This is a genomic window from Mucilaginibacter aureus (assembly GCF_053514885.1).
In genome coordinates, this window is record NZ_CP170601.1 from 488,599 (window position 1) to 500,553 (window position 11,955).

An 11,955-nucleotide genomic window follows, 5' to 3' on the forward strand; every position below is an offset into this window, starting at 1 on the left:
TTTAAAGCAAAAAAGACTTAAGTAGGGTCTTAAGTCTTTTTTGATATGCTATGATATGTATCTTACTTGCCAGGGGTCGGAGCTGGTAACTGCGAACCTGGCAGCGGTGCTGTTTTAGCTGGTGTTGTAGCTGGAGCAGGAGTGTATGATTTATTGATCTGCTGCTGGTTTGAGTTTTCGATTTTAGCAGTGCCGCTTTTGCCGATCACGTTGATGGCTAACGACAGTACCATTAAGCTGATCGCCAGGATCCAGGTACCTTTTTCTAAAATATCGCCGGTTTTTTGTACACCCAATAATTGTGATGAGCTTGAAAAATTTGATGACAAGCCACCACCTTTAGGATTTTGTATTAAAACGATTGCGCCTAACAACACACATACAATAACTGCAAGGAATAATAAAAAATACATTTTTTGTTTTATTTAGTTGATTTCTTTTCTAATAATTCGATCTGGGCCACAAAGTAACTGCTTTTTTCCGGAAATTTCAATATTAATTTTTTGTAAGTAGATATGGCCTTGTGATATAGCATTTGGTCGATATAAATATGAGCCAGTGTTTCTGTTACCAGGGCATCTTCGTCTTCGGAGCTTTTGCGGGCTTTGTTTTCGTTGTCGATCTTATCCAGGCTCGGGGGTTTCATCTGCGGCTCTTCCTGTATAAAGCGATTGATAATGTCATCTTCTTTATGTTTTACCTCGGGCGCATGAACCGGTTTAAGGGTATTTTTGTCCAGGTCTTCGATAGTAGTGAGATGGAAAATGTTCTCGTAATACTGCTGCTGCAATTTATCGGAAACATTAACCTGGGTTGGCTTAGGCATTGGTGGTACCTTGTACGCAGCGTAGGGCTGGTAGGTATCGGCATGCTCCTGCCGGGTTTTATCGAGCCACCATAAAAAGCTGTAGGGCATGGTTTCGTCGTTATACATGGCTACCGTTGCAGGCTCTTCCTGCGGCGGTGCAGCCGGACGTGGTGGCGGTGGTGGGGTAAGCGTAACCGTAGCCTGGCGCACAGCCGGTGTTTCGGTAACAGGCGCCGGGGTGTGTTGTGGTTGTGGCAATGGCGGAGCAGGCTCTTCGGTAATACCGGTGGCGCCGAGCTGTTCGGCCATAGCAGCGGCCATGCTGTCGCCAAAGTTATTATCGATGAGGTAATGCGGTTCATCCTCTATATATTCTGATGTTACCGAGGCAGCAGCAATTTTTGCATCGCCATATTCGGCTTCGGCCAAAGTGCTTTCTTCAACTACCGGTGATTCATCTTCAATATCAGCGGCTGCATAGGCGTGCGCCGGCTCGTCAACCTGTGCTTCGGGACGCGTAGTATGTTCTTCTGCAGATTGTTGCTCCGCATTTTCTTCGATGTGGAAAGAACCGCTTACCAGCGCTTCTTCTTTAGCCTCTTCGTTTCCTGCATCGGCAACGGCCTCGGCAGCCTGGGCGCCAAAATCAAACCGGATGAGCGATTCGGGGTTTTGCACCGGCGTTACGATCTGTATATCATCAATACCGGTGATCTCATCAAACACCTCATCATCGATCTCGGCCGAAAACTTGTATTCGCCAGCTTGCTCATCCCCGGGTTCGGTGCTGATAGCTGCCGCTGATGTTTCTTCGGGCTGATGGAAGTAGTTAATGGTATCTTCCTGTTCCTCGCCAAGATATTCTTCCTCGTCAAAATTTTCGAGATCGTCATCGGGCAGATCAACCGGTGCGTGTGCCGGCGTTTTCAGTTCGTTAACTACTTCTTCAGCTAAAGCTGATCCTTCATTATCCGGGAGATGCGGTGCTTTGTGCTCATCGGCAACAGCCAATGTTTCATCAGGGATATATTCGGACCTTGAATTTTGAACAGATTTAGCGTAGGCAATACCGGCAAAACTGCCCCCTATTTGTTGCGCCCTGGCCGGGGTAAGGGCCTCGGGGGTATTGACTATTTTATACAGTACAGGGCGCTCGGGCACGTAGGCTGCCGCCGATTTTAGCTTTGGCTCAAAGTTTTCGTGATCGCCTTTGCTGGCGCGTGCAAGCATAGCGCGCAGCAAACCCGCGTGCGGAAAGATATTGATGAGGCCCTCGAGCGCATCAATATCCAGTTCCTTAACACTGCCAGGATTTGTTACAATGCCAGAAAAAAAATCTTTTTGCCCGTTGTTTACTCTGCTTTCCACGTGGTTGAAAATACGGCTTTGCCTACCAATTTGCAAAGGCTTTGTTAAATATATCTTCTGTAAGCTGTTTATTAATGTCGGCTATAAGGGCCTGCTCCTGTGTAGAAAGGTCGCCGGCGTAATCTTTAAACCGTACAAACGAGGTTTCGTAACTGTAGCCTTTTGCCGCCGGGTCTTTTAAATTAACCACATACTTAACACTTACCGTGATGGACAAACGCGTTAAAGTAGCCTGGGGTGGCGCATTACCTACGGGCGCCTGTACCGCTGCCGGAGCAATACTGTAGCCCGTAATACTACCCGATAAAACGGCGTCGGCATCTTCGGTACGTACAATTCTGAGCTTGGTTTCTGATCGGATCTTATTTTTCAGTGCTTCGGTAAAATTCTGACTCAGGTTATTAACCACCAGCGGCGCGTTGTTATCAAAAAACTCCACATCGATGGTTTTCATTTCGAGCGGTATGGATGAGCCGGTTAGTTTTATTGAGCAGGACTGGCTAAACAGTAACAGAACAATAACAGACGAATAAAAGATATACTTCATTTATTATAAGTTTAGTTCCTTTATCTTACGATACAGGGTACGCTCGGAGATCCCCAGTTCCTGCGCGGCAAGTTTGCGTTTACCTCTATGTTTTTTCAAAGCCTTGCGAATCAGGTCGGATTCTTTTTCGATCAGTGATAACGATTCTTCCACCTCTTCGGCTTCGTGGGTGATGTTAAAGTTATCGTTTTTAGCATGAACGGGCGTTTGCAAAGTAAATTGTTGCTCGGCATTACTATTAGGCAATTCAATATCGCGGTAAAGCTGACTGATGGTTTGCTGATTATTACCTGCAAAAGCGGGCGCGGCACCGCCTCCATGCTCAATAATATCGGCAACCAGTTTTTTCAGGTCGACCATATCGCGCTTCATGTCAAAAAGCACTTTATACAAAATATCCCTTTCGGAAAGGTCTTCCTTGCCGGGATGCTCGATGCGCATGGGCAGATTGCGGCTGCCCTGCTCGTGCGGAACGTACGTTAATAATGTTTGTGCGGTAATGGTACGATCGCGCTCAAGCACAGCCAATTGCTCGGCTATGTTTTTTAACTGGCGCACATTACCCGGCCACGAATAATTGATCAATACCTGCTGCGCAGCATCGTCCAATTGAATAGGTGGGCTACGGTATTTGGCGGTAAAATCGGATGTGAATTTACGGAAGATCAAATAAATATCTTCTTTTCTATCCCGTAAAGGCGGTATACGCAAAGGCACGGTGTTTAAGCGGTAGTACAGGTCCTCGCGGAATTTGCCGTTCTTAACGGCCTCATATACATCAACATTGGTTGCGGCTATTACGCGCACATTGGTTTTTTCGACCTTTGACGAACCTACTTTGATGTATTGCCCCGACTCCAACACGCGCAGTAAACGGGCCTGGGTACCTAAAGGCATTTCGGCAATCTCATCTAAAAATATAGTACCGCCGTTAACGGTTTCAAAGTAACCTTTACGCTCGCCAACGGCACCGGTATAGGCACCTTTTTCGTGGCCAAATAATTCCGAATCGATAGTGCCCTCGGGTATGGCGCCGCAGTTTACCGCAATGAACGGCCCGTGCTTGCGCGGGCTCATCTGGTGAATAATGTGCGAGAACACTTCTTTACCGCTGCCGCTTTCGCCGGTTATTAAAACCGAGATATCGGTAGGCGCTACCTGGTTAGCTATGTTTATTGCCCTGTTCAGTAACGGCGAGTTACCGATAATGCCAAAGCGTTGTTTAATTTCCTGGATCTCCATAGACAAGAATCAAGAATTAAGAATCAAGAATTAAGACATCCTGACCGTTAATTCAACCTTTATTTTATTATTTCGGGTCGGGATTGTCGTCGCCTAAAATATATTCTCTAAATGAAAATATCATTCTCTGGACTTCGCTCACCAACTCCAAGCATTGATTTAGTATTTCTTTGTCGCCATATTTTCTACGTTCGCATATCAACAACTGCGTTTCCGCTTCGTAAGATGATGTCAAAGCGGTTGACAAGAATTCGGCGAAATGTATGTTAGTTCGCTTACCTGAACCTTCGGCGATATTGGAAGGTATAGAGCACGAATTTCTGTTTAATTGATCAATCAAATTGTATCTTTCTTCAATAGGCAAGCCTTTGCAATAATCGTAAGTCAAATCAGTGAAATCCATCGATTTGAGCCAGATTTTCATATTCTTGAAGTTATGCCTTGCCATCTTGGTTCTTGACTCTTAATTCTTGATTCTACTCAACTATTCTTCCCATCAACGTTGCCGTTGTGCACCTTTCGGCCAATACGTTTACATACTGACCTGGTTTAAATTTATCGTCTTTCGGGAACACCACCATCGCGTTCTGATCGCTGCGGCCGCAGTAATCCTGGTCGGATTTTTTTGATGTCCCTTCGATCAGTACTTTTTGTACCTTACCTATCTGCGCCTGTAACCGCACCAGCGAATATTGCTGTTGTTTGGCAACTATTTCCTGCAAACGTGCTTTCTTTACCTCTTCGGGGATATCATCGGCGTAGCGTTTAGCGGCCAACGTTCCCGGGCGCTCCGAATACATGAACATGTAGGCAAAATCGTATTTCACATAATCCATCATGCTTACGGTGTCCTGGTGTTCTTCGTCGGTTTCGGTACAAAAACCGGTGATCACATCGGTAGAGATAGCGCAATCGCCAATGATCCTGCGGATAGCATCGATGCGATCGATATACCACTCGCGGGTGTAGGTACGGTTCATCATATCTAATACCCGGCTGTTGCCCGATTGTACCGGCAGGTGGATATAGTTACAAATGTTATCGTATTTGGCAATGGTGTATAAAACCTCGTCGGTAATATCTTTTGGGTGCGATGTTGAAAAGCGTACACGCAGTTCGGGGCTAACCAAAGCTGTCAGCTCGAGCAAGCGGGCAAAGTTAACATGCTCATTAGTGGCTTCGTCGGTCCATTTGTACGAATCGACGTTCTGACCAAGTAAGGTCACTTCGCGGTAGCCTTCGTTAAACAGGTCGGTACATTCCTGAATAATGGAATGTGCATCGCGGCTGCGCTCGCGGCCGCGGGTAAACGGTACTACGCAAAACGAGCACATGTTGTCGCAGCCACGCATAATTGAAACGAAGGCGTTGATACCGTTGCTGTTTAAACGCACCGGGCTAATATCGGCATAGGTTTCCTCGCGCGAAAGCAGCACATTTACTGCACGCTGGCCGCTATCAACCTGATCGATCAGATTCGGCAGATCGCGATAAGCATCGGGGCCAACCACTACATCAACCAGTTTTTCTTCTTCTAAAAATTTAGATTTGAGGCGCTCGGCCATGCAGCCGAGCACGCCAACCACCATACCGGGGTTTTTGCTTTTGGCACCTTTAAACTCTTTTAAACGATTGCGCACGCGCACCTCGGCATTTTCGCGAATGGAGCAGGTGTTGATGAAGATCACATCGGCATCTTTAAAGTCGTTGGTGGTTTCAAAACCTTTCTCCAATAAAATAGAAGCGACTATTTCACTGTCGGAAAAGTTCATTGCGCAGCCATAGCTTTCAATATATAGTTTACGCCCATTCTTGTTTTCGGGAGTTGCTTCTAACATTAAAGCTTCGCCTTGCCTGCTCTCATCGTGCGTTTTAACCGGAATATCTAACTCGATCATTTTAAAAATTGAAGTGCAAAAATACAAAATTTATTACACCGGGTGACATATTGTCAGCATATAAATGTAATTTTTCATAGCATATACGTTAATCAGTAGCGATATCTGCAAACTAATCTGCTTAAAAAACGTAATAAAGTATCCCTATAAATCGATATATTGCAGGGGCACAACTAACCTATGGCATTTAAATTTTTAAAACAGCGCTGGCAAAGAGTATTATTAAGAGTATTAATAGGCATAGCGGCATTTGTGCTCATTGCCGGTATTGCCGTCAACTTTTATTTTTCGCCAAAACTGGATAGCAAATTAAAAAACGTCATTTTAACCAGCACGGATAGTTTATACTCGCTCGATTTTTCGAAAGCCAACCTGCATGTACTGCAGGGAAAAATTGTAGTAAACAACCTGGTTCTGCAACCCAACCTTGAGGTATATAACCGGCGAAAAAAACTAAGCCTGGCCCCCAACAGCCTGTACGAGGTTAAAATACGGCGGCTGGTGATCAACCATATCCATCCGTTTACGCTGTACTTTAAAAAGAAACTGGATATTGACCAGCTGGAAATAACCGAGCCGGAAATATTGCTGAACTACGAGCAAAACCGCGACCAGGATACGGTGATCAGGGATAAAAAGACGCCATACCAATTGATATCGAAGGTTTTGAAATCGGTACACATCCAAAGCATTTTATTGAACGATGTTAAACTGAAATATGTGAACCACAACGGCGCCAAGGCCGACTCGATGGCGTTTAAGGAACTTAACCTGGTTGCTACCGATTTTTTGCTCGATTCGGTATCGCAGTTTAGCAAAACCCGGTTTTTGTTTTGTGACGATGTAAGCGCCGAGTTGAATAATTATGCCGGGACGAGTTATGACAAGCGGTACGCCTATAAGGTGAAGAAGGTGAAGTTTTCGACCCGCTCGTCTGAACTGAACATTAGCGGGATGAGCTTTTTACCGACAGAATCGGCAGGCCGGTTTTTTAAAGGCAGCCGGACGGATTATTACACCATTAAGCTTGATTCGCTAAAGCTGGATAAGTTTGATTTTAAAACCTACAGCAAATATCATAAGCTTTTTGCCAAAAATCTTACCCTTACCGATGGCCGCGTGCAACTGTTTTCGAACCCGGTACCGGGCGACTCGACCATCGACAACAGCGTAAATTATCCGCAAATGCTGTTAAAAAAGCTAAACATTGATTTGAAGATAGATACCATACACACCAAAAAGATATCGATATTTTATACGGAGCTAAGCCAAAAATCGGGGCAAAGCGGCACCGTGATATTTGCCAATACCAGCGGCGATCTGTATAACATCACCAACAACAAAGCAGCTTTACAGCAAAATAGCCTTGCTACCGCCAGGCTACATACTTATTTTATGAATGTTGCACAGTTAAATGTTGACTTTAACTTTAAACTGGGCGACGACAATGTACCTTTTAGCTTTAAAGGTGATCTAAGCAGCATTGATCTGAAAAAGGTGAACCCGATCGCTGTTCCGCTGGGGATGGTGAAGATATCATCGGGCAAAGTAAAGCGGTTGAGTTTTAGCTATCTTGCCAACAAGCAACAGGCAAGGGGCAAGCTTTTAATATTGTATAACGATTTGAGGGTGGCCCTGCTAAAGCGCGACAGCAGCGACAACAGGGTTCATCTTAAAAAGATGAGCATCATGTCGTTATTTGCCAACGCGCTGGTTATTAAACGCGATAACCCGGCGGGCAACTCGCCTGCCCGGGAAGCCAATGTAGTTGTACCGCGGTTGCCCCGATGGTCGATATTTACTTTTATGTGGAAAAGCTTATGGACCGGCCTGAAAGATTGCGGCGGGTACGACAAGCAGACCGAGCAAACCGTAAAACAAAAAATAGGTGAGTTTAAGCAAAACCAGTTAACCAAAGCCACACGTAAAGCACTACGCCAGCAACGCCGGGCAGAGCGCCGCGCCAAACGGGCGTTGAAAAAGCAGCAAAAGGAAGCGGAGAAAGCGATGGCGGAGATTGCACCGGAGGATGAAAAATAAAAGGTTGAGTCGGTGGTTGGTGATAGCACCGAGCACGGGCCTCGAGCATGGGCTGAAAGACACACCCCTCCACCCCTCTCAAGAGGGGAATCGCACCAACCCAGCCCTTTTAGAACCTTTAAACACTTAAAGAGCGACCAACAACGGTGCATTTTTCTTTCTTTTCTGCCTAAAAATGCGTATATTGATACCTTCTTCAGGCGAGCTGAAGATTACGAATTTGATAATTAAATGTCGCAAATATTTAAAAAATACCGACAAATACCCACCTGTTTATAACGTATTCGTCAGGATGCGTTGCGAAAATGGCAACGGTTGACTGATCATGAGAGATCCCGAAACAAGTTCGGGATGACTTTTGGGGTTTACCAGATCTCAATAAGCGTCGGGCAGTTTGCGGGTATTGGTAAAAGCAAAGGTATAGGCAGCTCCCCATTTTTCGTAGTCCACATCTTTGGCTTTGGTCGCCTCCACATTGATCAAACGGAGCAGGTAACTGCCTTCGAGGCTGAGCTTAAAGGTGATATTGCCCGAAGCATCGCTTACCAGGCGTTCGGTATGAATTTTACCAGTAGCGGTTTGTATTACCAGGTCGACATGCGCGTTGGCCAGCGGTGCCCCCTTAAATTTGATCAAAGCCGTTTCATCATCGCCATAGCCCAATTTGTAAGGGTTTTCGAGCAGCATGATCTCTAAGATTTGGCCGAGTTCTTTATTGTATACGTTACTGTTGGGCTTATCAACAGTAAACAGCGTTTTAAGGTAAGTGGTGTATTTTTCGCGGATATCCTGCTGAAAGGTGGCGCTTGCCTTTTCGGATAGTTTAACCAGTTGTTCCTGATCAAGTTCTTTGATAAACGTCTGCCGGTCGAGCTCTACTACCGGGTAAACCTGGCTCATCTCTATCAGATGCAAGCCTGTGTTTTCGAGCTTGTAAGATGACAGTAAGGTAGAATCTGTTTCTTTGGCGATGCCTTTCAGGTCGATGCCGTTCTTTGAGCCTATGTGCAGTAAAAACTTATCGGTGGCTGCTGCCTGATATTTAACTTCTTTTACGTTTTCAAAATAGTCGCCTATCAGCAAACGCAAAACCAGCTTTTCGCCTTTATGGAAAAAAAAGGTATTGGGCAGTAAAAAATAATCGCTTGATCGGGCCACTAAACCAATAACAAGCAACAGGCACAGGGGCAACAGATATCTAATTTTCATTATTATGTGGAATAGAGATAGCCAAAAATAGGAAGTTTTTAAAACTTATGTAGTTTTACTTTATGATTTTTGACCGCAGGCAATTAACCGATTATACGCTGATCAGCTTTTACAAAAATTTGCTGTGGCCCCGCCTTGTTGAAGAAAAGATGCTTATCCTGCTGCGCCAGGGCCGTATTGGTAAATGGTTTTCGGGCATTGGGCAGGAAGCCATTGCTGTGGGCAGTACCTTAGCCATGCATACCGGCGAATATATTTTGCCTATGCACCGCAACTTAGGTGTGTTTACCACGCGTAATATCCCGCTTTCGCGATTGATGGCGCAGTGGCAGGGCAAGGCAAGCGGTTTTACCAAAGGCCGCGATCGTTCATTTCACTTTGGTACGCAGGAATATAAGATCATCGGTATGATATCGCACCTTGGGCCGCAGCTGGCTTTAGCCGATGGTATTGCCTTAGCCGATGTGCTGAACCAAAACCCGCACGCCACCCTGGTTTTTACCGGCGAGGGCGCCACCAGCGAAGGCGATTTTCACGAAGCGCTGAATGTTGCCGCTGTTTGGGATCTGCCGGTTATTTTCCTGATCGAGAATAATGGTTACGGGTTATCAACTCCGTTAAACGAACAATTCCGCTGCAAAAATTTAGTGGACAGGGCCATAGGTTATGGTATGGAAGGCAGGCAGATAGATGGCAATAACATACTGGAAGTTTACCATACCATTAGTGAGATTGCCGAAGACATCCGCGTAAAGCCACGCCCCGTTTTGGTTGAGTGTATGACCTTCAGGATGCGGGGGCACGAGGAAGCATCGGGTACCAAATACGTACCGCAGCAACTGATGGACGAGTGGACCTTAAAGGACCCAATAGCCAATTACGAAGAGTACCTGCTGGATGAGAATGTGCTTACGCCGGTTATGATACAACAGATACGCGCCGAGTTTAAGCAACAGATAGAGCACGAGATAGAACAAGTTTTTACCGAGGCCGATATTGTGCCCGACCTGTTCAGGGAGTTGAAGGATATGTATAAACCTTCGGGCTTTAAAGCTGTAAAACCTGCACCAAGCACTCAAACAGAAACGCGCTACCTGGATGCGATTAGCGCTGGTTTACGTTTGGCGATGCGCAAGTTTGATAACCTGGTGATCATGGGGCAGGATATTGCCGAATACGGCGGCGCCTTTAAAATAACACAAGGTTTTGTTGAAGAGTTTGGCCGCGGGCGGGTGCGCAACACGCCTATCTGTGAGTCGGCCATAGTGGGTGCGGCCATGGGTTTATCCATTAACGGCTACAAGGCGGTAATGGAAATGCAGTTTGCCGATTTTGCCACCTGCGGTTTTAACCAGATCGTTAACAACCTGGCTAAAACCTATTACCGCTGGGGTGAGGGTGTAGATGTGGTTATCCGGATGCCTACGGGTGCGGGTACCGGCGCTGGGCCGTTCCATTCGCAAAGCAACGAGGCCTGGTTCACTAAAACACCGGGGCTAAAAATTGTGTGCCCGGCTTTTCCGGCTGATGCCAAAGGCTTGTTGCTTGCCGCTATAGAGGACCCTAACCCGGTGCTGTATTTTGAGCATAAATACTTATACCGCAGCCTGAGCGAACCGGTGCCTGATGATTATTATACGATGGAGATCGGCAAGGCTAAAATCATCCGCGAAGGAAAACAGGCCAGCATAATTACCTACGGACTTGGTGTGCACTGGGCCATTGAGTATGCGGATGAACACCCGGGACTATCTGTGGAGATCATTGACCTGCGCAGCCTGCAGCCCTGGGATAAGGAAGCCGTTGAGGCCAGTGTAAAAAAGACCGGCCGGGTTTTAATACTGCACGAAGACACCCTGACCAGCGGCTTTGGCGGTGAAATAGCGGCACATTTAGCCGAGCATTGTTTTGGTTACCTGGATGCGCCAATTATGCGCTGCGCCAGTTTAGATACCGCCATCCCGATGAATAAGGAGCTGGAAGAACAGTTTTTGGCGAAGGCGCGGTTGGCACAGACGATGGAGAAGTTGTTAGCGTATTGAGGATTAATTTTGTAACTTTATAGTATGACAACCCTGGAAGAAATATACGCCGAAGACCCAACCCAACGCATTATTGACGAAGGTGCAGGCTGGGGTGCGCAGGAAATGCTTAAAGCGGGTGTACCTATTTTTTATCGGGATGAAAAATACCCGGAAACGATGGAAGGTGATCTGTTTGTGAAGGAATATCCTAATGGGGTAAAGATGCTTGTAAGAAAAATACTGACCGAGGACTATCGGCTTTTGGAAGAACGGATCAAACCCTTAGAAATATAATCTTGCCTTCACTTGTTGTCATAGGCGGGCCTAATGGTTCAGGTAAAACAACCTTAACAAAATATCTCTTTCAAAAAGGTCGAATCAAGTCAGAAGTCATCAATCCCGATGAAATAGCCCTGAAAGAATTAGGCAGCTACCAGCATCAGTTTGGTGCGGCAAGAATAGCATTGAACAGACGAAAAAATGCTATAGCACAAAATAAAGATACCGCCTTTGAAACCACATTCTCGGGCCAGTCGGAAATCGGTGAAGTCATATCAGCAAAAGCAAGCGGTTACCAGACTACCTTGTACTATATCGCTCTTCAATCAATTTTGGATAATATCATTCGCGTCGAAGAAAGGGAATCGAATAAAGGACACAATGTTGTTAAACCCCAAACACAAACAGCACCCGTTTTTTAAAGACCTGTTTTAAAAACCCCGTTTGCATCTATCGTTAACATGCTATCGTTTTACCCGGTATTTGGCAGTATGTTAGTTATTGTTACCAAATAATTGCCTGAAAGTATATTTCATCAAT

General features: G+C 45.8%; 11 protein-coding genes. 4 read left to right on the top strand and 7 right to left on the bottom strand.

Annotation, left to right across the window (positions count from 1 at the left end):
- Positions 1–62: 62 nt before the first annotated feature.
- The 6 genes from secG to miaB form a co-directional block, all read right to left on the bottom strand.
- Positions 63–413, bottom strand: coding sequence for a preprotein translocase subunit SecG (secG, locus tag ACFGVR_RS02100; RefSeq protein WP_448700823.1), 351 nt, complete (start codon positions 411–413; stop codon positions 63–65).
- An 8-nt stretch (positions 414–421) separates the two neighbouring features.
- Entirely contained in the window at positions 422–2,176 is a 1,755-nt protein-coding gene (locus ACFGVR_RS02105; RefSeq protein WP_448700824.1) for a hypothetical protein, read from the bottom strand.
- 22 nt (positions 2,177–2,198) lie between these two features.
- On the bottom strand, positions 2,199–2,723 hold the full coding sequence (locus tag ACFGVR_RS02110; protein ID WP_448700825.1) for an LptE family protein: 525 nt from the start codon (positions 2,721–2,723) through the stop codon (positions 2,199–2,201).
- 3 nt (positions 2,724–2,726) lie between these two features.
- Positions 2,727–3,965, bottom strand: coding sequence for a sigma-54 interaction domain-containing protein (locus ACFGVR_RS02115; protein ID WP_448700826.1), 1,239 nt, complete (start codon positions 3,963–3,965; stop codon positions 2,727–2,729).
- A 67-nt stretch (positions 3,966–4,032) separates the two neighbouring features.
- Complete coding sequence (locus tag ACFGVR_RS02120) at positions 4,033–4,389, bottom strand: four helix bundle protein (protein WP_448700827.1); 357 nt, start codon at positions 4,387–4,389, stop codon at positions 4,033–4,035.
- 52 nt (positions 4,390–4,441) lie between these two features.
- Positions 4,442–5,863, bottom strand: coding sequence for a tRNA (N6-isopentenyl adenosine(37)-C2)-methylthiotransferase MiaB (miaB, locus tag ACFGVR_RS02125; protein WP_448700828.1), 1,422 nt, complete (start codon positions 5,861–5,863; stop codon positions 4,442–4,444).
- Between the two features lie 180 nt (positions 5,864–6,043).
- On the opposite strand from miaB, the gene ACFGVR_RS02130 reads away from it, so the two are divergent.
- Positions 6,044–7,903 (top strand): hypothetical protein, encoded by a 1,860-nt coding sequence (locus ACFGVR_RS02130; protein WP_448700829.1) that lies wholly within the window; start codon positions 6,044–6,046, stop codon positions 7,901–7,903.
- Positions 7,904–8,278: 375 nt separating this feature from the next.
- On the opposite strand, the gene ACFGVR_RS02135 is transcribed toward ACFGVR_RS02130, so the two are convergent.
- Positions 8,279–9,112, bottom strand: a complete 834-nt coding sequence (locus tag ACFGVR_RS02135; RefSeq protein ID WP_448700832.1) for a DUF4198 domain-containing protein — start codon at positions 9,110–9,112, stop codon at positions 8,279–8,281.
- 62 nt (positions 9,113–9,174) lie between these two features.
- On the opposite strand from ACFGVR_RS02135, the gene ACFGVR_RS02140 reads away from it, so the two are divergent.
- The 3 genes from ACFGVR_RS02140 to ACFGVR_RS02150 are packed head-to-tail and all read left to right on the top strand — an operon-like array spanning position 9,175 to position 11,837.
- Positions 9,175–11,154 carry an alpha-ketoacid dehydrogenase subunit alpha/beta gene (locus tag ACFGVR_RS02140; protein ID WP_448700834.1) on the top strand — a complete coding sequence of 660 codons (1,980 nt, stop codon included), beginning with the start codon at positions 9,175–9,177 and terminating at the stop codon, positions 11,152–11,154.
- A gap of 24 nt (positions 11,155–11,178) precedes the next feature.
- Complete coding sequence (locus ACFGVR_RS02145; protein ID WP_448700836.1) at positions 11,179–11,430, top strand: hypothetical protein; 252 nt, start codon at positions 11,179–11,181, stop codon at positions 11,428–11,430.
- 2 nt (positions 11,431–11,432) lie between these two features.
- Positions 11,433–11,837, top strand: a complete 405-nt coding sequence (locus ACFGVR_RS02150) for a zeta toxin family protein (protein ID WP_448700838.1) — start codon at positions 11,433–11,435, stop codon at positions 11,835–11,837.
- Positions 11,838–11,955 lie beyond the last annotated feature (118 nt).